25 protein-coding genes are annotated in these 23,647 nt (G+C 73.4%); 11 read left to right on the top strand and 14 right to left on the bottom strand.

Annotation, left to right across the window (positions count from 1 at the left end; all coding sequences use genetic code 11):
• Positions 1 to 285: 285 nt before the first annotated feature.
• Positions 286 to 1,893 carry an ABC-F family ATP-binding cassette domain-containing protein gene (locus tag I601_RS12130; RefSeq protein WP_068110001.1) on the bottom strand — a complete coding sequence of 536 codons (1,608 nt, stop codon included), beginning with the start codon at positions 1,891 to 1,893 and terminating at the stop codon, positions 286 to 288.
• Positions 1,894 to 2,105: 212 nt separating this feature from the next.
• Here I601_RS12130 and I601_RS12135 point away from each other — a divergent pair, with 212 nt between their 5' ends.
• Positions 2,106 to 2,525 (top strand): hypothetical protein, encoded by a 420-nt coding sequence (locus tag I601_RS12135; protein WP_068110004.1) that lies wholly within the window; start codon positions 2,106 to 2,108, stop codon positions 2,523 to 2,525.
• On the opposite strand, the gene I601_RS12140 is transcribed toward I601_RS12135, so the two are convergent.
• Complete coding sequence (locus I601_RS12140) at positions 2,467 to 3,798, bottom strand: HNH endonuclease signature motif containing protein (protein ID WP_068110007.1); 1,332 nt, start codon at positions 3,796 to 3,798, stop codon at positions 2,467 to 2,469. The two genes, I601_RS12135 and I601_RS12140, sit on opposite strands and share 59 nt — an antisense overlap.
• A 210-nt stretch (positions 3,799 to 4,008) precedes the next feature.
• Between I601_RS12140 and I601_RS12145 the strand changes: the two genes are divergently transcribed.
• The gene (locus tag I601_RS12145) at positions 4,009 to 4,713 is read left to right on the top strand and encodes a cation diffusion facilitator family transporter (protein WP_068110009.1); all 705 of its coding nucleotides are present in this window, start codon (positions 4,009 to 4,011) and stop codon (positions 4,711 to 4,713) included.
• A 4-nt stretch (positions 4,714 to 4,717) separates the two neighbouring features.
• Here the strand turns inward: I601_RS12145 and I601_RS12150 are convergent, their stop codons facing one another.
• On the bottom strand, positions 4,718 to 5,131 hold the full coding sequence (locus tag I601_RS12150) for a VOC family protein (protein ID WP_068110012.1): 414 nt from the start codon (positions 5,129 to 5,131) through the stop codon (positions 4,718 to 4,720).
• 29 nt (positions 5,132 to 5,160) lie between these two features.
• Positions 5,161 to 6,594 (bottom strand): MocR-like transcription factor YczR, encoded by a 1,434-nt coding sequence (gene yczR / locus I601_RS12155; protein WP_068114816.1) that lies wholly within the window; start codon positions 6,592 to 6,594, stop codon positions 5,161 to 5,163.
• 62 nt (positions 6,595 to 6,656) lie between these two features.
• On the opposite strand from yczR, the gene yczE reads away from it, so the two are divergent.
• The gene (yczE, locus tag I601_RS12160; RefSeq protein WP_068110015.1) at positions 6,657 to 7,337 is read left to right on the top strand and encodes a membrane protein YczE; all 681 of its coding nucleotides are present in this window, start codon (positions 6,657 to 6,659) and stop codon (positions 7,335 to 7,337) included.
• Here yczE and I601_RS12165 read toward each other — a convergent pair.
• Positions 7,318 to 7,887: an O-methyltransferase gene (locus I601_RS12165; protein WP_068110018.1), complete on the bottom strand. Its 570-nt coding sequence runs from the start codon at positions 7,885 to 7,887 to the stop codon at positions 7,318 to 7,320. The two genes, yczE and I601_RS12165, sit on opposite strands and share 20 nt — an antisense overlap.
• Before the next feature lie 412 nt (positions 7,888 to 8,299).
• On the opposite strand from I601_RS12165, the gene I601_RS21855 reads away from it, so the two are divergent.
• The 6 genes from I601_RS21855 to I601_RS12190 all read left to right on the top strand — a co-directional run bounded on the left by I601_RS21855 (position 8,300) and on the right by I601_RS12190 (position 14,853).
• Positions 8,300 to 8,425 carry a hypothetical protein gene (locus tag I601_RS21855; protein WP_257733132.1) on the top strand — a complete coding sequence of 42 codons (126 nt, stop codon included), beginning with the start codon at positions 8,300 to 8,302 and terminating at the stop codon, positions 8,423 to 8,425.
• Positions 8,426 to 8,435: 10 nt separating this feature from the next.
• Positions 8,436 to 9,518: a 3-isopropylmalate dehydrogenase gene (locus I601_RS12170; protein WP_068110020.1), complete on the top strand. Its 1,083-nt coding sequence runs from the start codon at positions 8,436 to 8,438 to the stop codon at positions 9,516 to 9,518.
• 60 nt (positions 9,519 to 9,578) lie between these two features.
• Entirely contained in the window at positions 9,579 to 10,667 is a 1,089-nt protein-coding gene (locus tag I601_RS12175) for a branched-chain amino acid aminotransferase (protein WP_084527531.1), read from the top strand.
• A gap of 41 nt (positions 10,668 to 10,708) precedes the next feature.
• Entirely contained in the window at positions 10,709 to 12,379 is a 1,671-nt protein-coding gene (locus I601_RS12180) for a serine/threonine-protein kinase (protein WP_068110026.1), read from the top strand.
• 95 nt (positions 12,380 to 12,474) lie between these two features.
• A complete protein-coding gene (cimA, locus tag I601_RS12185) occupies positions 12,475 to 14,073 on the top strand; it encodes a citramalate synthase (RefSeq protein WP_068110029.1) in 1,599 nt (532 codons plus the stop codon).
• A gap of 237 nt (positions 14,074 to 14,310) precedes the next feature.
• Positions 14,311 to 14,853 carry an NADPH-dependent FMN reductase gene (locus tag I601_RS12190; RefSeq protein WP_068110032.1) on the top strand — a complete coding sequence of 181 codons (543 nt, stop codon included), beginning with the start codon at positions 14,311 to 14,313 and terminating at the stop codon, positions 14,851 to 14,853.
• Positions 14,854 to 14,880: 27 nt separating this feature from the next.
• Here the strand turns inward: I601_RS12190 and I601_RS12195 are convergent, their stop codons facing one another.
• On the bottom strand, positions 14,881 to 15,606 hold the full coding sequence (locus tag I601_RS12195; protein WP_169834700.1) for a class I SAM-dependent methyltransferase: 726 nt from the start codon (positions 15,604 to 15,606) through the stop codon (positions 14,881 to 14,883).
• A gap of 206 nt (positions 15,607 to 15,812) precedes the next feature.
• Between I601_RS12195 and I601_RS12200 the strand changes: the two genes are divergently transcribed.
• Entirely contained in the window at positions 15,813 to 17,216 is a 1,404-nt protein-coding gene (locus I601_RS12200; RefSeq protein ID WP_068110039.1) for an amidase, read from the top strand.
• A 16-nt stretch (positions 17,217 to 17,232) separates the two neighbouring features.
• On the opposite strand, the gene I601_RS12205 is transcribed toward I601_RS12200, so the two are convergent.
• Genes I601_RS12205 through I601_RS12215 form a run of 3 tightly spaced genes read right to left on the bottom strand, consistent with a single transcriptional unit; the run spans position 17,233 to position 19,189 of the window.
• Positions 17,233 to 17,847, bottom strand: coding sequence for an energy-coupling factor transporter transmembrane component T family protein (locus I601_RS12205; protein WP_068110042.1), 615 nt, complete (start codon positions 17,845 to 17,847; stop codon positions 17,233 to 17,235).
• 18 nt (positions 17,848 to 17,865) lie between these two features.
• Positions 17,866 to 18,555, bottom strand: a complete 690-nt coding sequence (locus I601_RS12210) for an energy-coupling factor ABC transporter ATP-binding protein (protein WP_068114818.1) — start codon at positions 18,553 to 18,555, stop codon at positions 17,866 to 17,868.
• Between the two features lie 16 nt (positions 18,556 to 18,571).
• Complete coding sequence (locus tag I601_RS12215) at positions 18,572 to 19,189, bottom strand: biotin transporter BioY (protein ID WP_068114820.1); 618 nt, start codon at positions 19,187 to 19,189, stop codon at positions 18,572 to 18,574.
• Positions 19,190 to 19,306: 117 nt separating this feature from the next.
• Here I601_RS12215 and I601_RS12220 point away from each other — a divergent pair, with 117 nt between their 5' ends.
• Positions 19,307 to 19,879: a TetR/AcrR family transcriptional regulator C-terminal domain-containing protein gene (locus I601_RS12220; RefSeq protein WP_068110045.1), complete on the top strand. Its 573-nt coding sequence runs from the start codon at positions 19,307 to 19,309 to the stop codon at positions 19,877 to 19,879.
• On the opposite strand, the gene I601_RS12225 is transcribed toward I601_RS12220, so the two are convergent.
• The 5 genes from I601_RS12225 to I601_RS12245 are packed head-to-tail and all read right to left on the bottom strand — an operon-like array spanning position 19,853 to position 23,617.
• Entirely contained in the window at positions 19,853 to 20,458 is a 606-nt protein-coding gene (locus I601_RS12225) for a pentapeptide repeat-containing protein (protein WP_068110048.1), read from the bottom strand. The two genes, I601_RS12220 and I601_RS12225, sit on opposite strands and share 27 nt — an antisense overlap.
• 34 nt (positions 20,459 to 20,492) lie before the next feature.
• A complete protein-coding gene (locus tag I601_RS12230; protein ID WP_068110051.1) occupies positions 20,493 to 20,711 on the bottom strand; it encodes a hypothetical protein in 219 nt (72 codons plus the stop codon).
• 9 nt (positions 20,712 to 20,720) lie between these two features.
• On the bottom strand, positions 20,721 to 21,899 hold the full coding sequence (locus tag I601_RS12235; RefSeq protein ID WP_169834701.1) for a PP2C family protein-serine/threonine phosphatase: 1,179 nt from the start codon (positions 21,897 to 21,899) through the stop codon (positions 20,721 to 20,723).
• Entirely contained in the window at positions 21,896 to 22,711 is an 816-nt protein-coding gene (locus I601_RS12240) for an alpha/beta fold hydrolase (protein WP_068110056.1), read from the bottom strand. Before I601_RS12240 ends, I601_RS12235 begins: the two co-directional genes overlap by 4 nt.
• Positions 22,712 to 22,720: 9 nt before the next feature.
• The gene (locus I601_RS12245) at positions 22,721 to 23,617 is read right to left on the bottom strand and encodes a 3-methyladenine DNA glycosylase (protein ID WP_068110061.1); all 897 of its coding nucleotides are present in this window, start codon (positions 23,615 to 23,617) and stop codon (positions 22,721 to 22,723) included.
• Positions 23,618 to 23,647 lie beyond the last annotated feature (30 nt).

The raw sequence follows: 23,647 nt of genomic DNA on the forward strand, positions 1-23,647 counted from the left end.
CGCGCCCGCCACCCGTACTTCTCGCCGAGCCGACCCAGCGTCTCCTCGAAGAGCCCCCCGAGCGCACCTGCTCGGCCTCGCCCTCCACCGGTGCGGCGTCATCGCGGGGGCGCCCGCGGGAGTCGCACGGCTGGAGCCGTACCCGCGGCTGCGCCCCGAGGGCGGCCGGGAGGCCCAGGCGTCCGTCTCCGAGGCGGACCACCCACGCCGGGACGGTCACGGGTTCACCCTCGGTGTCGTAGGTCGTGAGGGCGACCTGCCTCGCTGCAGCGAGGTCGGCGACGGTCATGGCGTCGAGCCTCCCACCAGCGGGGCGCCGAGGTCGAGGGTGTGCTCGAGACCGAGGTCGTCGAGGAACGCCTGGTCGTGGCTGGCGACCACGAGCGCGCCCCGGTAGCCCGCGAGGGCGGTGACCAGGGCGTCGTACGACGCCAGGTCGAGGTTGTTGGTCGGCTCGTCGAGCAGCAGCAGCCGCGGGGCGGGGTCGGCCAGGAGCAGGGCCGTGAGGGTGGCGCGCAGCCGCTCGCCGCCGGACAGGGAGCCGACGAGGCGGTCGCCGGCCGCGCCGCGGAAGCCGAAGCGGGCGAGCCGGGCACGCACCTGCTCCGGAGTCGCGCCCGGGTTTCGGCGCGCCACCTCCGCAGCCAGCGGGGCGGCGTCGTCGAGGACGTCGAGCCGCTGGGGGAGCAGGGCCACCGGGACGTGCACGCGGACTTCGCCCGCGCGCGGGGCCAGCAGCCCGGCCCAGGTGTGCAGCAGGGTCGTCTTGCCGCAGCCGTTGGGACCGACGAGCGCCAGCCGTTCCGGGCCGACGAGGTCGGTGTCGACGGTGGTGCCGGTGCGTAGCACCAGGTCGCGGCTGCTGAGGACCAGGGCGCCGCGTCGCACCTCGGTGCCGGGCAGGTCGACGCGGATCGCGGTGTCGTCGCGCAGCAGCTCCTCGGCGCGGTCCAGCCCGGTGCGGGCGGTGTCGAGCCGGTCGGCGTGCACGTGGCGGTAGGACGCGGCCGACCGCTCGGCACGGCCCTTCAGGTAGTCGCGCGCGGCCTTGCCGAGCCCCGTGGTGCGCTCCGCCTTGGCGGCGACCCGACGACGCCGGGCGAGGGCCTGCTCGGCGTCGACGACATCGCGTCGCTGTCGACGGACCTCGGCGCGGGCGGTCACCACCGCCTGCTGCGCCGCCTCCTGCTCGGCCGCGACCTGGGCGACGTACGCCGACCAGCCGCCGCCGTACCACCGCACCACGCCCTCGCGCAGGTCGGCGATGCGGTCGACGCGCTCGAGCAGCTCGCGGTCGTGGCTGACCACGAGGAGGGTGTGGGGCCAGGTGGCGACGAGGTCGTGGACGCGTGCCCGGGCGGCCCGGTCGAGGTTGTTGGTGGGCTCGTCGAGGAGCAGCACGTCGGGGCGACGGAGCAGCACCGCGGCCAGCGCGAGGCGGGTCACCTCGCCGCCGGAGAGCTCTCCGAGACACCGGTGCAGGGTGCGGGCAGGCAGTCCGAGCCGGTCCAGCTCGGCGGTGGCGCGTTCCTCGACGTCCCAGTCGTCACCGACGCGGTCGAAGTGGGACTGGTCGGTGCTGCCGGTCTCGATCGCCCGCAGCGCCTCGAGCGTCGCGGCGATGCCGAGGAAGTCGGCGACGGGACGGGTGGGGTCGGCAGTGAGGTCCTGCGGCAGGTAGCCGACCTCGCCGGTGACCGAGACGTGCCCGGCCGTCGGGATCATCTCCCCGGCCAGCACCCGGAGCAGGGTCGACTTGCCGGACCCGTTGAGCCCGACCAGTCCGGCCCGGCCGCGCTTGAGGGTGAGGTCGAGCTCACGCAGCGCGCTGCCGCCATCGGGCCAGGTGACGTCGAGGCCGGAGACGACGCAGACGGGTCGGGTCGAGGACATGGCTGCTCCAGGTGAGGGGTCGGGTGCGTCGCGACGGACGCGGGGACGGACCTCAGAGGAGCAACGTGACCTTGCCTGGGGTGCGGGGGTGGGACCACGCCAGGTTAGGACGGGACCATGGCGTCCTGCACCTGGTTTTGGAGCCACCCGGCTTGTGCGAGGGAGTCGAGACGATGACTTCTTGCCATCGTGCTGTGTGAGAGGTTGCCGGGATGTTGATCTACGTCGCGGGTGCGTTGGCCGATGTTGAGACCGTCCGCAGCGTGCAGACCGCGGTGATCCGGGCGGGCCACGAGCTGACGCTCGACTGGACCCGAGCCAGCGATGCTGCGCTCACCGACTACGAGTCACAGCCGGCCGCTGCGGCGTCGGTGGCCTCGGCCGACCTTGATGCGGTGCTGGCGGCCGAGGCGGTGCTCGTCGTCGCGTCCGAGCACGAAGGTCGGGGGATGTATGTCGAGCTCGGCGCCGCGCTCGCGCGGGCCAGCGCCGGCGAGCTCGAGCAGGTGGCGGTCATCGGCTCGATCCATCACCAGAGCGTCTTCTTCTACCACCCCGCGGTGACGCGGTGGGTCAGCGTGGAGGAGTGGCTGGCGAGCCTGGATCGAGCTCGAGGGTGCCGTACGGCGTGACGGCGTACCTGTTCCCGTGCTGGTCGCGCCACAGGTAGTCGCCGTGGTCGGTGCGCTGGTAGCTCCACGCGTCGATGGTCTTGGCGCGGTGATCGTGTCTGCACAGTGGTGCCAGGTTGGCTGGGTGGGTCTGGCCGGGTGGGCCGCCGTCGTCGGGGTCGATGTAGGGCTCGATGTGGTCGAGGTCGCAGCGGCTGGCGGGGACGTCGCAGAACGGGAAGACGCAGTGGGTGTCGCGGCGGGTGACCAGGTCGCGCATCCACCGGGGCGGGTCGTGGGCGTCGACGGAGTCGGTGCGGGCCATGTCGAGGACCGGCAGCACCGTCACCGACGCCCCTGCGAGCCACTCGCGGATCTTGGTCAGGGTGGCGGGCCCGAGTCCGAGCACCTGCCCGACACCGGTCTCGGTGCCGGTGCCGGTGGCGTCGAGGTCGCTGGTGGTGACGTCGATGTTGAGCCTCACCCGGGGGCGGGGTGCACCGAGCCCGTCGAGGACCGCTGCCAGCGCGTGCACCTGTCGTTCGCCGAGGCCCGGGTCGAGCTCGGCGTCGGGGCCGGTGGCGGGCTCGGTGGTGTCGACGATCAGGTCGTGCAGCCGCTGCAGCGTGGGGGTGTCGCCGGTGATCCCCAGCCACGACGTCCCGGCCCACTGGCCGCCCTCACCGGCACGGTGGTGCCGCAGGCTGATGCCCCACTCACGAGTCCTCGCGTGCTCCTCCGCGGCCTCGAGGGTCTCGGGGTCGAACAGCGCCACGGCCTCCGCGACCGCCCGGTCGATCCGGGTCGGCCCGACGGAGTCCACGACCGGCGCCAGCGCCGCATCGACGTGCGCGGCGGCCTCGGGTGAAAGTCCCTGGGTGGCCTTCGCGACCCGGCGTGCCCGCCACAACGCCACGTCCAACGCCTCGACCCGGGCGTGGATCTTCGGCAGCCGGTGCCGCAGCTCGAGCGCCTCGGCCATCAGGGACGTGGTCGCTGCCGGCGACATCCGCATCACCGCAGCCAACGGCTGCGCGGAGAACTCCGCCACCGCCGGCACCCCCTCGCCACCGATCCAGGCGTCGCAGTCCCAGACCCGCTCCTGCTCACCCCACGAGAGCCGGTGCGCGTCGTCGACCGCGGGATGCAGGTCGCACCAGCGCAGCACCACCCGCAGTCGACGCCGCTCCGCCCTGCGGACCTCAGCCTCTGCCTCGTGGGCGAAGTCGAGCAGCCACTCAGCATCGAGGTCGTCGACCTCGAGAGGCTGCCCGTGGCTGTCGGTCTCGATCATGGGTCCGATCCTACTCGAACACCTGTTCGAGAGCAAGGGCTTTCTGCTGCGAATCGACCCACCAGCGCGACGCTCGGGGACGTCTGACGGGCCGACGTCGACCCGTCGGGCCATCCATGCTGTCCGGTCGGTCGGCGCCTGGTTTGACGAGCAGGGCCCGCTCGCGCCAGTGTCGCCGTCCCACGCCTCCCACCCCGACAGGACATCCCGATGAGCGCGCCCGGCACGTACCCGCTCGGTGTGGCCACCAGCGAGCAGGACCGTCGGCGGTACGCCCGACGGGCCCAGCTGCTGGCAGGTGCGTCGGTGGCCTACAACGTGGTCGAGGCCGTCATCGCGATCGCGGCAGGGCTGGTGGCCGGGTCGATCGCCCTGGTCGGCTTCGGCCTCGACTCCGTCGTCGAGGTCTCCTCCGGCCTGATCATCCTGTGGCAGTTCCGCCATGCCCTGCCGGAGTCACGTGAGCGCACCGCGCTGAGACTGATGGCGCTCTCGTTCTTCGCCCTCGCCGGCTACGTCGCGTTCGAGTCGATCCGCTCGCTCGCGAGCGGGCTCCGTCCGGAGGCCTCGACGGTCGGCATGGTGCTGGCGGCAGCGTCGCTGGCGATCATGCCGTTCCTGTCCTGGGCGCAGCGCCGCACCGGTCGTGCGCTCGGCTCCAACGCCGTGGTCGCCGACTCGACGCAGACCCTCCTGTGCACCTACATGTCCGCGGTCCTGCTGGGCGGCCTGGTGCTCAACGCGACGCTCGGCTGGTGGTGGGCCGACCCGGTGGCCGGCCTGGTCATCGCCGCTGTCGCGCTCAAGGAGGGCCGGCAGGCCTGGCGCGGCGAGGGGTGCTGCGCTCCGATGCCGGTCGGCGCGCCCGACCAGGCCGACGGGTGCGGCTGCGGGCAGGGCTGCGCCTGCTGCTGACCGCTCACCCCACAAGTAGGCAGAACGGGTGCCCAGCGGGGTCGGCGAGCACGTACAGCGGCTCGGTTTGCTCCCTGGTGCGGTCCAGCAGCAGCCGGGCGCCGAGCTCCTCCGCGCGCCTACGGTGCCGCTCGAGCGCCTCGCGGTCGGTCACGGCGAAGTCGAGGTGCATCTGCATCGGTACGTCATGCGCAGGCCAGGTCGACGCAGTGAGACGCTCGACCTCTTGGACCGCGAGGACCCGACGGCCCTCGGCGTCGACCAGCACCAGCCAGTCCGCGGCGTCGTCGGTGCCCTCGGTGGGTGGCTCGTCGCCCGGCCGGTATGTCAGGCCGAGCAGCTGTCGGTAGAACTCCGCGAGGCCGCGGGCGTCCGTGGTGTCGATCGCGGCGTGCATCAACCGTGGGTAGTCGTTCATGGATCTCCTCACGCGGGGCGGCGGGCTGCTCAGGCCACCATCACCCGCGTGCCGCGCCGCACCCGCGTGGCGGGGGCGTCGCGCACGTCCGCCCAGGCGTGGGCGAGGCGCTCCACGGCGAGGGCGAGCTCGTCGGGGCGGCGGGTCCAGGGCACCCGCACGAACCGGTCGAGCCCGCCCTCGGCGGCGAAGACCGGGCCCGGGGCGACGATCACGCCGTGCTGCTCGGCTGCGGCGGCCAGGGCGCTGCCGCGCGCCGAGGGCAGCTCGATCCACAGCGCCAGCCCGCCGCCGGGCGTGTGGAAGCGCCACTCGGGCAGCCGCGCGGTCATCTCGGCGACCAGGCGGTCGCGCTGGGCGCGCAGCTGCTCGACGTGACCGGGGAGCACCGGGCCGGTCTCCAGCAGCCGCGCCAGCGTCAGCTGCTCCAGCACGGGCGCGCCGAGGTCGAGGGCCAGTCGGGCCTCCTGCAGCTGCTCGAGGCACTCGTGCGGGGCCCGGATCCACCCCAGGCGCAGCCCGCCCCAGAAGCTCTTGCTGGCGCTGCCGATGGTGATCGTCCCGGGCGCGTGCGCCGCGAACGGCAGCGGCATCGGCTGTCCGTCCAGGGCCAGCGCCTGGTGCGCCTCGTCGACGACGGCGCGGGTGCCGGCGGCGCGCAGGTGGGCGGCGTACGCCGCTCGCTGATCGTCGCTCATCACGTGCCCGGTCGGGTTCTGGAAGTCGGGCACCAGGTAGGCCAGCCGCGGCCGGGCGGCGCGCAGTGTGGCGCCCACCGCGTCGAGGTCCCAGCCGTCGGGATCGACGGCGCTGGGCACCAGCCGTGCCCCGGCGTTGCGCAGCGCCTGGGTGGCGTTCGGGTAGACCGGGGACTCCACCAGCACCCGGTCGCCGCGACCGGTGAACGCCTGCGCGACGACGGCGGCGGCCGACAGCGCCCCGGGCGTCACGAGCACCTGGTCGGGGTCGGTGGCGAGGCCGCGGGCGGCGTAGGCCTCCGCGATGCGCTGCTGGAGCCGGGGGAGGCCGGTCGGGAAGTAGCCGTGGCCGCCCAGGTAGGCCGGCAGGTCGCCGGCGGCGTCGGAGTAGGCCTGCAGGAGACCGACGGGCGCCGCGGCCGCAGCACAGTTGAGGTCGACGGCGTCCCCGTCGTCCACCCCCGGCAGCAGCGCGCGGTCGTGGGAGCGGGCGCGGCCGCCGGGCACCCGGGTGAAGGTGCCCGAGCCCTGGCGGGAGGCGGCGTACCCGGTCTCGCGCAGCAGCGCGTAGGCGCGCGTGACGGTGGTGCGGGAGACGCCCAGCGCCTCGGTCAGCTCGCGCTCGCTGGGCAGGCGCACGTCGAAGCCGATCCGCCCGTCGCCGACGAGCAGCGTGAGCGCGTCGGCGAGGCCGAGGTAGGCCGGCGAGCGGTCGAAGGCGCCCACCAGCGACGCGACCCGGGCGGCGGACACAGAGGCGACCATGCAGACCACTGTCGCACGATTGGCTATTTCCTGACAGGCCAATCCGACGGCATCCTGGACCCATGCTCCTCGCCGACCTCGGACCCCTCGCCCAGCTGCGCGCCGGGCGGCTGGGGCGCCGCCTGCCCCAGCTCTACGTCGGCCTGTGGCTGTACGGCGTCTCGCTGGCCATGATGGTTCGCGCGGACCTGGGCGTGTCGCCCTGGGACGTGCTGCACCTCGGCATCGCCCGCTACGTCCCGCTCAGCCTGGGCGAGGTGCTGATCATCGTCAGCCTCCTGGTCCTGCTGCTGTGGATCCCCCTGCGCGAGATGCCCGGCCTGGGCACGATCTCGAACGCCCTGGTCATCGGGATCGCGACCGACGCGACGCTGGCGATGCTCGACAGCCCCGACCACCTGGGCCTGCGGATCGCCTTGATGGTGGCGGGCGTGCTCGGCAACGGCGCGGCGACCGCGTTCTACATCGGCGCCCAGCTGGGCCGCGGCCCCCGCGACGGCCTGATGACCGGGCTCCACCGGCGCACCGGGGTGTCGCTGCGCCTGGTGCGCACCGGCCTCGAGATCACCGTCGTGGCGATCGGCCTCCTGCTCGGCGGCGCCGCCGGCGTCGGCACGGTCCTCTACGCGCTCAGCATCGGACCGGTCACGCAGGCCCTGCTGCCCGTCCTGACCGTGCGCCTGGGCCCGGCGGTCGACCCGCCCGGCGCCGACGCCGCGACGGCTACCGCTTCGTCGCGATGATGGTGGAGGCGTCCGAGGCCACCATCACCTCGACCGCGGTGAACCGCGGGTCGGTGAGCCACTGCTCACGCAGCACGTCGACGCGCCCGTAGGTCACCGGCGGCCACTGCTCGCAGGGCGTGAAGTCGTCGAGGACCACGATGCCGCCGTCGGCGACCAGGTCGGCCAGGGCGTCGACGCCGACCGCGCCGGGCTGCTCGGAGTCGAGGAACAACAAGGAGAACGGGCCCTTGTCCAGGAGCGTCGACCAGTCGGCGGCCAGGACCTCCACGAGCGGGTCGTCGGCGAAGATCTCCCCGGCCGCCTGCGCGAGCCGCGGGTCGAGCTCGGCGGTGAGGATCCGCGCCCGCTGGTCGCGCACACCGCTGCGCAGCCAGGCCGTGCCGACGCCGCAGCCGGTGCCGAACTCGGCCATCGTGCCGTCCCGCGTCGCAGCCAGGGTCGCCAGCAGCCGACCGGTCTCGTTGCGGCAGAACGAGACGTAGCCGGCGCGGCGGGAGACCTCGAAGGCGCGCCGTACGACGTCCGGCAGCTCGGGAGGGGCACTCATGGCCGCGAGTCTGTCATCTCGGGACCCGCGTCTCGGATCGCGGACACATTCCGGAAATCGGTAGCCGCCGTCCGCTGGGCGAGCCTAGGCTGTGTCCATCATGCGGAGCATCCTCGTACTTATCGAGCGCCGCGGCGAGGCCCAGCAGCAGTAGCTGCCAGTGAGGCCCCCTCGCCGCGGTGGTTCGGCGTTGCGTGTGGTCTCACGGCACATCTGAAGATGTCTCCGCGGCGGGTCCTGCTTCGACAGCACGCGCGATCCGCTCCTCTCGAGGTCTACGCCTCCCCATGCGATCCATGGGTTCCTAGTCCCCACCGCGGGGTCATCTCCGGCTGTGGCGTCATGCCGCCGGAACAACCGCGCCACACCGCGCAGGAACCCGTCAGATCAGCCACCGAGAAGGAGTCACGACATGTACGACATGTACCCCGAGTGGGGCCCCGCCGCGCACAACCCGGAGAACCCCCGGAGCTGGGAAGCGGTCCAGACCTCGCTCGACCTGCGGGACAACGGCGGTCAGCGCCCCGACGACAACTAGCGTTCGGCCCATGACCACCACTCCTGCCTCGTCCGGTTCCGTCAACCTCGCCGTCATCCCCGGCGACGGCATCGGGCAGGAGGTGACCACCGAGGCGCTCAAGGTCCTCGAGGTCGCCGCCCCGGCAGGGATGCACGTCGCCCAGACCAGCTACGACCTCGGCGCGGAGCGCTACCTCGCGACCGGCGAGGTGCTGCCCGACACCGTGCTCAGCGAGATCCGCGGGCACGACGCCATCCTGCTCGGCGCCGTCGGTGGCAAGCCGAACGACCCGAACCTACCGCCGGGCATCCTCGAGCGCGGGCTGCTGCTGCGGCTGCGCTTCGAGCTCGACCACTACGTGAACCTGCGCCCCTCGCGGATCTTCCCCGGCGTCACCTCGCCGCTGAGCCGCGAGATCCTCGGCGACGACGAGGTCGACTTCGTCGTCGTGCGCGAGGGCACCGAGGGCCCCTACACGGGCAACGGTGGCGCGCTGCGCGTCGGCACCCCGGCCGAGGTCGCCACCGAGGTCTCGGTCAACACGGCGTACGGCGTGGAGCGGGTGCTGCGTGACGCCTTCGCCCGCGCCGAGCGCCGCCCGCGCAAGAAGCTGACCCTGGTCCACAAGACCAACGTGCTCGTCCACGCCGGTGCGGTGTGGTGGCGCCTGACCCAGGAGGTCGCCGCCGAGCACCCGGACGTCACCGTCGACTACATGCACATCGACGCCGCGATGATCCACATGACCACCAACCCGCAGCGCTTCGACGTGATCGTCACCGACAACCTCTTCGGCGACATCATCACCGACCTCGCCGGTGCGATCAGTGGCGGCATCGGCCTGGCCGCCTCCGGGAACATCAACCCCGACCGCACCGCGCCGTCGATGTTCGAGCCCGTCCACGGCTCGGCGCCGGACATTGCCGGTCAGCAGGTCGCGGACCCCACCGCCGCGATCCTCTCGGTCTCGCTGCTGCTCGACCACCTCGGGCACGCCGAGGCCGCGAGCGTCGTCGAGCAGGCCGTGATGGCCGACCTCGCCGAGCGCGGCACGACCACGCGGCGCACCTCCGAGGTCGGCGACGCGATCGCGAAGCGCGTCGCGGGCTGACCTCCGCCCTGCACCCGACCGCCCTGCACCCACCACACGAGAGCGCGTAGTTTGATGCCCATGGAGATCAGCGTCACCGGCAACGCCGCGCCCGTCCCCGACGACCGTCTCGCCGAGATCCTCTCGGCGCCGGGCTTCGGTGTGCACTTCACCGACCACATGCTCACGGTCGAGTGGACCCCCGAGAAGGGGTGGCACGACGCGCGCATCACGCCGTACGGCCCGATCACGCTCGACCCGGCCACGGCGGTCCTGCACTACGCGCAGGAGACCTTCGAGGGGATGAAGGCCTACCGGCACGAGGACGGCTCGATCTGGAGCTTCCGCCCCGAGGAGAACGGTGCGCGGATGGCGCGCTCCAGCCACCGCCTGGCGCTGCCGGTCCTCGAGGTGGAGGACTTCGTCGCCGCGGTCGACGCCCTCGTGCGCGTCGACGAGCGCTGGGTGCCGGACGGCGCGGGGGAGAAGAGCCTCTACCTGCGTCCCTTCATGTTCGCCTCGGAGAAGTTCCTGGGCGTGCGCCCCTCGCAGCACGTGACGTTCATGGTCATCGCCAGCCCGGCCGGCGCCTACTTCAAGGGTGGGCTCAAGCCGGTCAGCCTGTGGCTGACCGAGGAGTACACCCGGGCCGGACGTGGCGGGATGGGCGCGGCCAAGACCGGCGGCAACTACGCCTCCTCCCTGGTCGCCCAGCAGGAGGCCACCAGCCACGGGTGCGACCAGGTGGTCTTCCTCGACGCGCAGGAGATGCGCTACGTCGAGGAGCTCGGCGGGATGAACATGTACTTCGTGTACGACGACGGGCACATCGTCACCCCGGCGACCGGCACCATCCTCGAGGGGATCACCCGGGCCTCGATCATCGAGCTCGCCGGCAAGCTCGGCCACAGCGTGGAGGAGCGGCGCTTCTCCATCGAGGAGTGGCGCGACGACGTGTCGTCGGGGCGGATCCGCGAGATCTTCGCCTGCGGCACCGCCGCGGTCGTCACCCCGGTCGGCTCCCTCAAGCACGCGGGCGGTGAGATCCCCGCGCCCGCCGACACCGGCGAGGCCGGCGGCGAGCTCACCGGGCGCATCCGCTCCGCGCTCGTCGACCTCCAGTTCGGGCGCGCCGAGGACACGTTCGGATGGATGCACCGCATCGTGTGAGCGTCCCCGAGGAGCGCGCCTCGCGCGGGTAACCTCATCGGGTGAGCACCTCGCCGCGCAGCGACGCCCTCGTCACGGTCGGCGAGTACACGTTGCTGACCAAGCTCGGTGAGGGCGGCATGGGCGTGGTGCACCTCGCGCGTCGTCCTGGCGGCGACCGGGTGGCGCTGAAGGTGCTGCGGCCCCAGGTGGTCGGTGGCGACGACGCCCGGCAGCGCCTGGAGCGCGAGGTCGCCTCCCTCTCACGCGTGCGCAGCCGCTGGGTCGCCGAGGTCCTCGACGCCGACCCGTGGGGCGACGTCCCCTTCGTGGCCACCCGCTACGTGCCCGGTCTGTCGCTGCACGACCACGTGGTGGAGGAGGGCCCGATCCGGGGGCGTGACCTGCTGTGGTTCGCGGGCTGCCTGGCCGAGGGCGTGACCTCGGTGCACGACGTGGGGGTGCTGCACCGCGACATCAAGCCCTCCAACGTGCTGATGGAGGGGCGCACCCCGATCCTCATCGACTTCGGCCTGGCCCGTGTCGCCGACGACCCGCGGCTGACCCACACCGGTTGGCTGATCGGCACCCCGGGCTACCTGGCCCCCGAGATCCTGTACGGCGACGACGCCAGCGCCGCCTCCGACGTGCACTCGTGGGCGGCCACGGTCGCCTACGCCGGCACCGGCCGCGCGCCCTTCGGGCGGGGGCCCTCGATGGCGGTGATGGACCGGGTGCGCCGCGGCGAGCACGACCTCACCGGGCTGCACGGCGACCTCGCCGACGTCGTCGAGGCCGCGCTCGACCCCGATCCCGAGCGGCGGCCGACGCTGAGCGAGATCCTTGCCTGGCTGCGCCCGCAGACCACCCAGGTGCACCGGCGACCCGTCGCCGGTCCGCTGCCCGAGACGCTCCCGGTGCACGTCGCGGCCTGGCCGGACGACGCGACCCGCGTCGAGCCCCTCGACGACGACGGCTACGACGAGGGCCACCCGGACGAGGCCGGCCACACGGCGGTGCTGCCGACCGAGCGCTGGCCCGACCAGCCCTACGACCAGCCCTACGACCAGTCCTACGAGCAGGTGCCGGAGCAGCCCCGCGTCCCGCCGCTCGAGCGGGCGCGACGCGGTCTGCTCCTGCTGGCGGGCGGCGTGGCCGTCGGGGTCGGCGTCGCGGCGGCGCCGTACCTGGGCCTCGCGCTGGTGCTGGTGCTCGTCTGGCTGCTGCGCAGCGGCTCGCTGGCCGCCGGCCACGTGGGGGAGCGCCGCCGCCTGCGCGGGCGGCGCTGGTACGACGCGCCGCTGCTGCTGGTGCGCGCGCCCTGGGACGTGCTGCGCTCCGTGCCCTCGACGCTGGTGCTGCAGCTCTGGGCGATCGGGCTGGCGCTGGCGGCCGGCCTGCTGTGCTACACGTTCGCCCTGGGCACGACCACCACGCTGCTGGTCGGCTCCGGGGCGGTGCTGCTCGGTCTGTGGTGGGGCCCGGGAGGCTCGCGGGTCCGGTCCCCGCTGGGGCGGGTGGTCCGCCCGTTGTCGGCGCGCCCCGGCTCCTGGGTCGCCGCGGTGCTGGTGGTGCTGGTGCTCGCCGCCGGGGCGGCGTACTCGCTGGACCAGCGGGGCCCGCAGTGGAGCCCGGCCCAGGACCAGCCGATCGGATCGCGAGACGCCGGGCAGGGCGGCGGCCTGAGTGGCATCATCGGTCGTGTGCAGCACCGCGTCCTCATCATTCGCTAGCGCGCCGGGTCCACCCCGACGCGCCAACCTCTCGTCCGCGAGAGGTTTTTTTGTGGGCGCACCCATGACCTCCCACCCCTGACGGAGCAGCAACGATGGACCTCCACGGCGCTTTCCACGTCTACGACACGACCCTGCGCGACGGCGCCCAGCAGGAGGGCCTGAACCTGTCGGTCGCCGACAAGCTCTCGATCGCCCGGCAGATCGACGGGCTCGGGGTGGGCTACATCGAGGGCGGCTGGCCCGGGGCGAACCCCAAGGACACCGAGTTCTTCCGCCGCGCGGTCGACGAGCTCGACCTGCGCCACGCACGGCTCGCAGCGTTCGGGGCGACCCGCCGCGCCGGTCTGGTCGCCGCCGACGACCCGCAGGTCGCGGCCCTGCGCGACAGCGGCGCCGGTGTGGTCACCCTGGTGGCCAAGTCCCACGACCGCCACGTCGAGCTCGCGCTGCGCACGACGCTGGAGGAGAACCTCGCGATGGTGCGCGACACCATCGCCCACCTGCGTGCCGAGGGCCAGCAGGTCTTCCTCGACGCCGAGCACTTCTTCGACGGCTACCGCGCCAACCGCGACTACGCCCTCGAGGTGCTGCGCACGGCCTTCGAGGCCGGGGCCGAGGTGGCGGCGCTGTGCGACACCAACGGCGGGATGCTGCCGCCGTGGGTGGCCGACGTGGTCCACGACGTGGTGGAGAGCACCGGCGGGCGCGTCGGCATCCACTGCCACAACGACACCGGGTGCGCCGTGGCGAACTCGCTGGCCGCCATCGACGCCGGTGCCACCCACGTGCAGGGCACGGTCAACGGCTACGGCGAGCGCACCGGCAACGCCGACCTCGTCACCGTGGTCGCCAACCTCGAGCTCAAGCGGGAGCGCCCGGTGCTGCCGGCGGGGCTGCTGAGCGAGGCCACCCGCATCGCCCACGCGGTGGCCGAGGTCACCAACATCGCCCCCGCCGCCCGGCAGCCGTACGTCGGCACCTCGGCCTTCGCGCACAAGGCGGGCCTGCACGCCAGTGCGATCAAGGTCGACCCCGACCTCTACCAGCACATGGACCCCCTCGGTGTCGGCAACGACATGAGGCTGCTGGTCTCGGACATGGCCGGGCGCGCCACCATCGAGCTCAAGGGCCGCGAGCTCGGCTTCGACCTGTCCGGGGACAGCCCCGAGGCCAAGCAGCTGCTCACGCGGATCACCGACCGGGTCAAGGCGCTCGAGAGCCGCGGCTACACCTTCGAGGCCGCCGACGCCTCCTTCGAGCTGCTGCTGGCCGAGGAGGTCGAGGGGGAGCGTCCGGCCTACGTCGAGGTGGAGTCGTGGCGCGTCATCACCGAGACCCAGTCCGGCCCCGGGCTGGAGGCGCTGTCGGAGGCCACGGTCAAGCTGCGGGCCCAGGGGGTGCGCTACGTCGTGACCGGTGAGGGGAACGGTCCGGTCAACGCGCTCGACCAGGCCCTGCGCTCGGCCATCGGGCAGGCCTACCCCGAGGTCGCCAAGCTGGAGCTCGTCGACTACAAGGTGCGGATCCTCGACCAGGGCCACGGCACCGACGCCATCACCCGGGTGCTCATCGAGACCTCCGACGGCGCCGGCACGTGGGTCACGGTCGGGGTGGGACACAACGTCATCGAGGCCTCGTGGGAGGCGCTGCTCGACGCGCTGACGTTCGGCCTGCGCCGCCACCACCGCTGACACCGACGAGCGGTCAGTTCTGCACCATCGACCAGTCACGTCTGCACCATCGACCGGTCAGTTTGGCACCGCCGATCAGTCGATGCGGCGCCGCCGCTGTCCCGGCATCGGCGTCGGCCGGCAGTACCTGCCGCCTACGAGTCGGGTGCAGAACTGACTGCTGGATGGTGCAGAAGTGACTGCTCGGCGGTCCGTGGGTGGGGGAATAGACGCCCTCCTGAAGTGGTTGAACCCTGTATGACTTCTACCCGTGTCGCAGTCCTCGTCGGCAGCCTCCGTGCCGACTCCCTCAACCGCCGTCTCGCCGAGGGTCTGGTCGCCTCCGCCCCCGAGGGGGTCGAGCTCCAGATCGTCGACGGCCTCGGCGACCTGCCTTTCTACAACGAGGACATCGACGGCGAGACCCCGCCGGCCGCGGCCGTGCGTCTGCGCGAGAGCGTCGCCGCTGCGGACCGCGTGCTCGTGGTGACCCCGGAGTACAACGGCACCATGCCGGCCGTGCTCAACAACGCGATCGACTGGCTCTCGCGCCCCTACGGGGCCGGCGCGCTCGTCGGCACCCCGCTCGGCGTCGTCGGCGTCACCCCGACGCCGTACGGCGGTCGCTGGGCGCACGCCGACGTGGTGCGCTCCGCCGGTGTCGCCGGTGCGAGCGTCATCGAGGACGTCACCGTCTCGCAGTCGGCGCTCGACGTCGACCCGCTGACCGACCCCGAGGTCCAGGAGAGGCTCGCGTCCGCGGTGCGCCGGCTCGTCGACGTCGCCCCGGTCGCCGCCTGACCCACGTCCGAGCCGGCGTGCCTGGCCTCAACCGCCGGAGCGCGTGAGCAGGACGTAGGCGTAGCGGGTGTCCAGCTCGTCCTCGGGGACCAGCGTGAGCACGTGCGGGCGGAGACCTTGCTGCTCGCAGATCGCCCAGAACTCGTGGATCTTGAACGTCGTCATGTGGGCGACGTGGCGGTGGTAGTCCCGCCGCCGCGCCGCCCCGGTCCACGTGCCGTCGTCGTACTTGATCTGGATCACGGCCGCCCCGTCCGCGGCCAACAGGTCGTGCACCGCTCGAAGCACCTGCGTCGCCGAGCGCGATGAGGGCAGGAGCTCGAAGACGTAGAAGCAGACGACGAGATCGATGGTCCCGGGGCCGAGCTCCGCGACCACCGTCTCGGGAGTGGCCGGGTCGACCAGCACGGTCCGGATCTCTCGACCTGTGTGGGTCAGGACCTGGTCGCGGCACTCGTCCAGGCTGTGCTGCGAGATGTCGACGCCGACGTACTCGCGACACAGCGGGGCGAAGCTCACCGCGTTGGCGCCCCCACCGCAGCCCCACTCGAGGACGCGCCCCTCGGGGACGTCGCGGCCCAGGGAGGCCAGCAGGCTCCGGGTCAGCGCGAGCTGGCGCGGTCCCACCGACGACCACAGCTCACCCAGGCCGGACCGCCAGTGCGACTCCACCGCCCACCGGGGTGCCTCGGTGTCGGACCAGTGCGCGAGCGCCGCGTCGGTGAGCGCGCGCTGCGACTGTGGCGGTGCCACCCTGCTGACCGTGTCGCGAGCACCGCTGAGGGCAGCGCGCAGCAAGCCCATCTCTTCTCCCGGTACGACGTCCTGCGGCGCCGCTGCGCCGCTCTCGCGACGGTGGCACGCAGCCGCGGGAGCGCCGGTGGACGGTCCGGATGTTCATCGATTCTGGTGACCCCGGGTTGCGACCCCGACCGGAGGGTCTCGGCTACGTTCCTGGCGTGAGCCACGTCCACGACCTGACCGCCCTCGAGCAGGGAGCACTCGTCCGCCGCGGCGAGGTGTCCCCGGCCGAGCTCGTCGAGCACTACCTCGACCGGGTCGCGCGCCTCGACGACGTCGGTGCGTTCGTGCACCGCACCGCCGAGCAGGCGCGGGAGCGGGCCGTGGGGCTGGGCAGCCGCCCGCCCGAGGGGGCCGGGCCCCTGTGGGGCGTGCCGACCGCGGTCAAGGACCTCAACCTCAGCGCAGGCGTGCGCACCGCCTTCGGTTCCGCGGCCTACGACGACCACGTGCCGGAGATCTCGGACGGGGTGGTCCTCTCCCTGGAGGCCGCCGGCCTGGTCAGCCTCGGCAAGACCGCGACCCCCGAGTTCGGCTCACCCTGCTACACCGAGCCCGAGGGGCACCCGCCGGCGGTCACACCCTGGGACCGCACCCGGATGGCCGGCGGCTCCTCCGGTGGCGCCGCCGCGGCCGTCGCGGCCGGGCTCGTCCCGCTCGCGCAGGGCTCCGACGGCGGTGGCTCGATCCGCATCCCGGCCTCCTGCTGCGGCCTGGTCGGCCTCAAGCCGTCGCTGGGACGCATCAGCGGGACCCCCGTGTACGGCGACCCGATCGGCCTCTCCACCTCCGGCCCGCTCGCCCGCACCGTGCGTGACGCCGCCGCGCTGCTCGACGTGCTGGCCGGCCACCGCACGGGCGACCCGACCTGGGCGCCCGAGCCGGACGGCACCTTCCTCGACGCCTGCGACCGCGAGCCCGGCCGGTTGCGGATCGCCCGGTTCATCGAGCCGGTGATCGCCGAGACCGACGTCGACCCCGAGTGCCACGCCGCCTGGGAGGCGGCCTCCCGCCTGCTCGAGGGGCTCGGGCACGAGGTCGTCGACGTGCCGGTGCCGATGAGCCGCGAGGCGGTGCCGGTCTTCGAGACCTGCTGGGCGGTGCTGACCGCGATGTCGACCGCGCCCGAGGGGCGCGAGCACCTGCTGCGGCCCCTCACCCGGTGGCTCAGCGAGCGCGGCCGCGCCGCCAGCGGCCCCGATCTGGGCCTGGCCATCGGGGCGATGCGCCGGCACGCGGCCGAGGCGGTGCGCGCCCTGGCGGCGTACGACGCCGTGCTGACGCCGACCCTGGCCACGGTGCCGCTGCCGGTGGGCGCGCTGCGCGACGACGCCGACCCGGCGGCCGACTTCGAGGCCCAGAAGCGCTTCACCCCGTGGACCTCGGCCTGGAACGTCACCGGGATGCCGGCGGTCTCGCTGCCGCTGCACTGGTCGGCCGACGGGCTGCCGGTCGGGGTGATGCTGGCCGGGCGCCCTGCCGGCGACGCCGACCTGCTCGCGCTCGCCGCCCAGGTCGAGCAGGCCGCCCCCTGGCACCACCGGCGCCCGCCGGGCTGGTGAGTCCGCGCTGGCGGCCTCAGTCGTCGCCGAGACCTCTGGCGGCGAGGGCGTCCCCGGTCTCGTGGGCGCGGGCGACGACGCGGATGACGAACGGGGTGACGTAGGCGCGCGGGTGCCGGCCCAGACCGCGAGCCCGGGCCGCGTCGCGCGTCTCCAGGGCCAGGGTGACCGTCCCCGGGAGCGCGCCGATCGCCATCGAGAAGGTCAGTGCCACCCGCTCGGGATCGACGCCGACCCGGCGGAAGGGGCCCACCCAGCGCACGATCGCGTCCAGCATCGCGTTGACCGACGTGGTGGCGCTGACCACGATCGCGGCCAGCGCGAGCGCGAGCAGGTCGACGAGCGTCTCGACCGCCTTCGCCGGGCCGTCGATCCACCACTGGAACGCCGACACGACCAGTGCCAGCAGGAGGATCGTGCGGGCGCCGCGCAGCAGGGTGGCCAGGTCGAGGCGTGCCAGGACCGCCAGCAGGAGCGCGATCGCCAGCCAGACCCCGGAGGCCGGCATCGAGCGGACCAGCACCACCGACAGGCTGAACACCGCGAGCCCGGCGAGCTTCACGCCGACCGGCAGGCGGTGCAGGAGGGTGTGGCCGGGCCGGTAGACCGCGACCAGGACGGCGCTGCTCATCCGGGGCTCATCGGAGGCTCACCGGGGCACGCTCGCCTCGTACGCCGCCACCGCGGCGGCGGCCGGCCCGTCGTGGACCACGCGTCCGTCCTCGACCACCAGCACCCGGTCGCAGCGCCGGGCCAGGTCGAGGTCGTGGGTGACGAGCACCAGCTGCTGCTCCAGCCCGAGCAGCAGGTCACCGATCCTGCGGGTGTTGGCCAGGTCGAGCAGCGTGGTGGGCTCGTCCGCGACCAGCACCGCGGGGTCGGTGGCCAGCACGCCCGCCAGGGCGAGGAGCTGGCGCTGACCACCGGACAGGGTGTGCACCGACACGTCGGCGTGCGCGGCCAGGCCGTAGCGCTCCAGCACGGCCAGCGCCAGCTCGCGCCGGCGTCCGGCGTGGCGCTCGCGCCGGCGCAACGACAGCTCGACGTCCTCGACACAGGTCGGCATCACCAGCTGCGCCGCGGGGTCGGTGAAGCAGAAGGCGACCTGGCGGCGGACGGCGGCTCCCCGGGAGGCGACGTCGGTGCCGTCGACGCGCACCGCGCCGGTGGTGGGCACCACCAGGCCGTTGAGCAGCCGGGCAAGCGTGGACTTGCCCGACCCGTTCGCCCCCACGACGCCGATGCGGTGCTCGCCCAGCGTCAGGGTGGTGGGTGCCAGCAGCACCCGGTCGCCGTCCGGGGTCGCGACGGCGACCCCGGCGGCGTCGAGCTCGATCAGCGGCACCGTCGGCCCGTCAGCGCCGCGCGCGGAGCAGCTGCGGGAAGGCGCGGTGGACCTCGGCGGCGACGAGGGCGACGAGCGTGGTCTTGAGGAGGTCGCCGGCCCAGTAGAGGACGTCGATCTTGAGTGCCTCGGCCAGCGAGAGGTCGAGGTAGAGCGCGAGGCCGGCGATGCCCATCGGGTGGATCACCAGGATGCTGGCCGCGATCGAGCACCCGAACACGACCAGGGCGCGGGTCTTGCCGCGCTCGCCGGCGGCGTACTTCACCAGCAGGCCGCCGACCAGGGCCGCGATCGGGAAGGACCACAGGTAGCCCGCGCTGGCGCCGGTCATGGCCCCGAGGCCGGCGGAGTGCTCGGCGAAGACCGGGAGACCGATCGCACCGAGGGCGAGGTAGAGCGCGACGGCCAGGAAGCCCCGACCGGGGCCGAGCAGGCAGCCGGCCAGCATCACGCCGGCGGTCTGCAGCGTGATCGGGACGCCCGCGCCGCCGACCGGGATCGCACCGATGTAGGCGAACGCGGAGATCAGGGCCGCGAAGGAGGCGACGAGCGCGAGGTCGGTGGGCGTCATCCGGCGCCGGCGGGTGGCCGGGGCAGGAGTGCCGGAGGGAGTGGTCTGGTCGGTCATCGCCACGGGAGAGCCTTCGGGGTGCGGGGGAGGAGAGGGTCGCCTCCTGAACGGTGTTCAGGTTAGGGTGGGTCTCGCGGCCCGGTCAATCGGGCGTCTCGATCGGAGGTCCGTGACATGCGCCACCACCGCGACGACGTCGTGCGGCACGCCATCGTCGTGCTCGACACCTACGGCCTCGCCGACCTCACGATGCGACGACTCGCCAGCGAGCTCGACGTCCGGCCCAGCGCGCTCTACCACCACTTCCGCGACAAGCAGTCGCTGCTCGCGGCGGTCGCCGACGAGCTGCTGCGCCGCGGCGCCCGTCCGCTCGCGGCGCAGGCGTGGGACGAGCAGGTGGTCGAGCTGTGCTCGGGCCTGCGTGACGCGCTGCTGGCCTACCGCGACGGCGCCGAGCTGGTCTCTACCGTGATCGCCTTCGGTCTCGGTGCCTCCCAGCCGTACGACGACCTGGTCACCGCCCTGGCCCCCGCCCGGCTGGGCGAGGAGCTCGCATCGACCGCCGCGCGCACCCTGCTCCACTTCGTGCTCGGTCACACCCTCGACGAGCAGACCCATCTGCAGGCCGGCAGCGCCGGTGCGATCGGGGACGACCCTCGGCCGCGCTCGGACTTCGGCGCCGGGCTCGGCCTGGTCGTCGACGGCATCCGCCTGCGCTCCTCACGAGGCGTCGACGCGCGCGCCTGACTGCTCGGCCAGCAGGACCGCCCCGTCGACGTCGAGGCGGGTGGTGGCCAGCCGCGCCTCGACCAGGTCGAGCTCGTCCAGGGTGGCGCCGCGCAGGTCGGTGCGGACCAGGGTCGCCTCGCGCACCGTCGCGCCGGTCAGGTCGGCGCCGCGCAGCACGCTGCCGGTCAGGTCGCACGCCGACAGGTCCGCGTCGCGCAGGTCGACGCCGGAGAGGTCGAGGCCGGCGAGGTTGGCCCCGCTCATCGCCACCCCGCGCCACTGACCACCACGCACCGTCATCGGCCGCAGCGTGCAGCGCTCCAGCACCGAACCGGTGAGCTTGCAGCCCTCCAGGGTGGCGCCGAAGAAGGAGGTGCCGCGGAAGGTGCAGGCCACGAAGGCCGAGTCGACGTGCGTCGAGGCGTTGAACCGGCAGGTCTCGAACGTGCACCCGGTGAAGACCGCGCCCCTGCTCCGCGCCTCGGTCAGGTCGACGTCTCGGAAGGTGCAGTCGGTGAACCGGGCGGCACCGAGGTCGGTGGCGTACCAGTCGTCGCCCTCGAAGGTCCGGCCGTCCTCCACCCACTGCTCACCCACGCAGCGGAGGCTACGCGGAGGGTGCGGGTGCGCCTCAGCGAGGGCGGCGCTCGCGCTTGTTGAGCAGGCCGTGGCCGCGCGAGAAGGAGTACGCCGCCCCGCGGCCGGCCGACGAGCCGCCCAGCAGGTCGGAGTCGGTGCCGGGCTGCTCCGGGCCGCCCAGGCCCCGCTGCTCTCGCCGGGACAGCAGGTGGTCGACGCCGAGCACCACGACGGAGACAGCGATCACGACGAGGACGACGACGGTGGTCATGGCCCGACCCTAGGGCAGGGGGACGCCCAGGGCGAGGAGGGCGATGTCGTCGCGCGCGATGCCGTCCTGGAAGTCGAGCACCTGGGTCAGCACCGTGTCCACGACCTCGGTCGCGGTGCCACCGGCGCCGTCGTCGACGACCCGCAGCAGACGGTCGTCGCCGAAGAAGCCGGCCGCCCCGGAGGCCTCGGTGACCCCGTCGGTGTAGAGCAGCAGGGTGTCGCCGGGACCGAGGAGGACCTCGTGGTCGGTGTAGGTCGCGTCGTCCATCACCCCGACGAGGGGGCCGAGCAGGTCCAGCTGGCGTGCCGAGGTGTCCGCGGACAGCAGCAGCGGTGCCGGGTGGCCGCCCACGCTGACCACCGCGCGCCAGCCCTCGCCCTGGCGCTGCAGCCGGGCGAGCACCACGGTGCAGAAGCGGTCGGTGCGGTGCTGGATGACCGCCTCGTTCAGCTTCTCGAGCAGCAGGCTGGGCTGGCGGGTTCCGACCGCGAGGGCACGCACGGTGTAGCGCACCAGGGCCGTGACCACGGCTGCCTCCGCGCCCTTGCCGCACACGTCGCCGAGGATCACGAACCAGTCGTCCTCGCCGAGGTCGAACACGTCGTAGAAGTCACCGCCCACCTCGGAGCCGTCGCCGGCCGGGCGGTAGGCGGCCGCGACGTCCAGGTCGGCGATCTGTGGCGGCGACGGCGGGATCAGGGTCTCCTGGAGGGTGCGGGCCAGCATGCTGGCCCGTTCCTCGGAGGCCTCGGCCCGCTCCTTGGCGCCCACGAGCTCGCGCTCGTAGCGGCGCCGCTCGGTGGCGTCGAAGACGGCGATCCGGACCGTGCCCAGGCTCCCGTCGGGGGTGCTGTCCATCGTCGCGTTGACCAGCACCGGCAGGCGGGTGCCGTCGCGGCGGCGCAGGTCCACCGCGATCTCGCGGGCCTCCCCGTGCATCCGCAGCAGGGGGGCGAAGTGGGTCTCGTGGAAGATCCGACCACCGGGGGTCAGGAGGTCGATGAAGGCCCGCGACAGGAGGTCCGTGACCTCCCAGCCGAGCCAGGTGGCCAGCGTCCGGTTGATCTGCAGGATCCGACCGTCGGGATCGGTCGACAGGTAGCCGCAGGGTGCGCGGTGGTAGAGGTCGTCGGCGTCGTCCGCCGCCGGCGCGACCACCGGGACCAGCCCCGTCTCACCTGTCACGCGGGCACGACGTCGAGCCCGCGGACGAAGGAGTCGATGGCTGCGGTGGTCTGGGTCGGTGCGCTGAGGTTGGGGCAGTGCCCCGTGGCCTCGAGCAGCACCAGGGACCCGGCGGGGACCTGCTCGGCGACGTACTCGCCCACGCTGATCGGCGCGATCACGTCGTTGGTGCACTGCAGCACGAGCGTGGGAGCAGAGATCCGGGGCAGCAGGTCGCGGCTGTCGGAGCGGAAGGTGGCGGTGGCGAAGCGGCGCGCGATCGCCGGGTCCATCCGGCAGAAGGTCTCCGTGAGCTCCTCTCCGAGCTCGGGTCGCTCCGCGTTGCCCATGATCGCCGGCGCCATCGCGGCGGACCAGCCGAGGTAGTTGCTGCCCAGGGACTCGAGCAGCTCGTCGATGTCCTCCTCGGCGAACCCGCCGGTGTAGTCGGCGGTGTCGGTGTAGCGGGGGGAGGGGGCGACCATCACGAGGGCCTTGACCCGTTCCGGCTCGGCCAGCTGCGTCATCGCCACCAGCATCGCGGAGACGGAGTGGCCCACCAGCACGGCGTCGCGCAGGTCGAGCTCGCGCACGACCTCGGTGACGTCGGCGGCGTACCCCTCGAGCGTGGAGTACCGCTCCGGGTCGTAGGTCGCGAGGTCGGAGCCGCCGGCCCCCATCAGGTCCATCAGCACGACCCGGTGCTCGGCCTCGAAGGCGGGAGCGACGTGGCGCCACATGTTCTTGTCGCAGCCGAAGCCGTGCACGAAGACGATCGGAGGCCCGTCGGGTCGACCCGACACGGACACGCTGTGACGGATCAGGGCACTCATGGGTAAAGCCTATCGTTCCTGGTGCGCTGCGGGGGCTTCCTCGAGCAGCCGCTCGCACTCCCGCACCAGGCGGAGGCGCAGGGGAGCCCCGCGCTCGGCGAACGCGGCCTGTGCGGCGGCGTACTCGCGCTTGCCCTCGGCGGTCTCGATGCGCACCGGTTCCAGTGGGCGGCCGTCCACCTCCAGGTCGCTCAGGTCGTACGGCGCGGCGCGCATGTCGAGCTCGCGGATCTCGCGGGCCAGCTCGAAGCAGTCGGCCACGAGGTCGGAGCTGATCATGGGGGTCAGCCGGAAGGCGTGCTTGTAGAGGTCCATGCCCGCGTGGAGGCAGCCGGGCTGCTCGAAGTCGGGCCGGTCGTCGGCGGTGGGGGAGAGCGTGTTGAGCGGGCGGGCGGGGCCGGTGAAGAAGCGGTAGGCGTCGAAGTGGCTGCAGGAGATCCGGTGCGACTCCACGACGGCGTCGGTGCCCGCCGGCCCCAGGCGCAGCGGCCAGTCGGCGTGCCGGGTCTCGTCCTGGTCGAGGCGGTAGACCATCGCCCACTCGTGCAGCCCGAAGCAGCCCAGCTGGGCCGGGCGCGAGGCGGTGGCGCGCAGCAGCCGTCGGGTCGCCTCGAGCAGCGGGCGCTGCGAGGCGACGTGCTCGGCGGTGACGCCCACGAGTCCGTTGACCTCGGCGTACCCCTTGAGCCCTGCGTGCTCCGCCGCCCCACGGAGCGCGGTGCCGAAGCCCGGGTGCCAGCGCCGCAGCTGCGCCGGGCGCTGGGAGTAGTAGGTGAAGAGGAAGTCGTGCACCGGGTGCTTGACCCGTGCCTCCCGGCGCGCCAGGTGGGGTGCGACGAACGCATCGACACGGGCCGCGTGTGACGCGGCCCGCGCCTGCCACTCCCGCTGGTCCAGCACCTCCACGGGCACCAACCGTAGGTCGCTAGGGTCAGG

It is taken from the genome of Nocardioides dokdonensis FR1436 (assembly GCF_001653335.1).
GTDB lineage: Bacteria > Actinomycetota > Actinomycetes > Propionibacteriales > Nocardioidaceae > Nocardioides > Nocardioides dokdonensis.

Coding starts and splice junctions, on each gene's coding strand:
- I601_RS12130 (WP_068110001.1), bottom strand. CDS start 1,893: ATGTCCTCGACCCGACCCGTCTGCGTCGTCTCCGGCCTCGACGTCACC.
- I601_RS12135 (WP_068110004.1), top strand. CDS start 2,106: ATGTTGATCTACGTCGCGGGTGCGTTGGCCGATGTTGAGACCGTCCGC.
- I601_RS12140 (WP_068110007.1), bottom strand. CDS start 3,798: ATGATCGAGACCGACAGCCACGGGCAGCCTCTCGAGGTCGACGACCTC.
- I601_RS12145 (WP_068110009.1), top strand. CDS start 4,009: ATGAGCGCGCCCGGCACGTACCCGCTCGGTGTGGCCACCAGCGAGCAG.
- I601_RS12150 (WP_068110012.1), bottom strand. CDS start 5,131: ATGAACGACTACCCACGGTTGATGCACGCCGCGATCGACACCACGGAC.
- yczR (WP_068114816.1), bottom strand. CDS start 6,594: ATGGTCGCCTCTGTGTCCGCCGCCCGGGTCGCGTCGCTGGTGGGCGCC.
- yczE (WP_068110015.1), top strand. CDS start 6,657: ATGCTCCTCGCCGACCTCGGACCCCTCGCCCAGCTGCGCGCCGGGCGG.
- I601_RS12165 (WP_068110018.1), bottom strand. CDS start 7,887: ATGAGTGCCCCTCCCGAGCTGCCGGACGTCGTACGGCGCGCCTTCGAG.
- I601_RS21855 (WP_257733132.1), top strand. CDS start 8,300: ATGTACGACATGTACCCCGAGTGGGGCCCCGCCGCGCACAACCCGGAG.
- I601_RS12170 (WP_068110020.1), top strand. CDS start 8,436: ATGACCACCACTCCTGCCTCGTCCGGTTCCGTCAACCTCGCCGTCATC.
- I601_RS12175 (WP_084527531.1), top strand. CDS start 9,579: ATGGAGATCAGCGTCACCGGCAACGCCGCGCCCGTCCCCGACGACCGT.
- cimA (WP_068110029.1), top strand. CDS start 12,475: ATGGACCTCCACGGCGCTTTCCACGTCTACGACACGACCCTGCGCGAC.
- I601_RS12190 (WP_068110032.1), top strand. CDS start 14,311: ATGACTTCTACCCGTGTCGCAGTCCTCGTCGGCAGCCTCCGTGCCGAC.
- I601_RS12205 (WP_068110042.1), bottom strand. CDS start 17,847: ATGAGCAGCGCCGTCCTGGTCGCGGTCTACCGGCCCGGCCACACCCTC.
- I601_RS12215 (WP_068114820.1), bottom strand. CDS start 19,189: ATGACCGACCAGACCACTCCCTCCGGCACTCCTGCCCCGGCCACCCGC.
- I601_RS12220 (WP_068110045.1), top strand. CDS start 19,307: ATGCGCCACCACCGCGACGACGTCGTGCGGCACGCCATCGTCGTGCTC.
- I601_RS12230 (WP_068110051.1), bottom strand. CDS start 20,711: ATGACCACCGTCGTCGTCCTCGTCGTGATCGCTGTCTCCGTCGTGGTG.
- I601_RS12240 (WP_068110056.1), bottom strand. CDS start 22,711: ATGAGTGCCCTGATCCGTCACAGCGTGTCCGTGTCGGGTCGACCCGAC.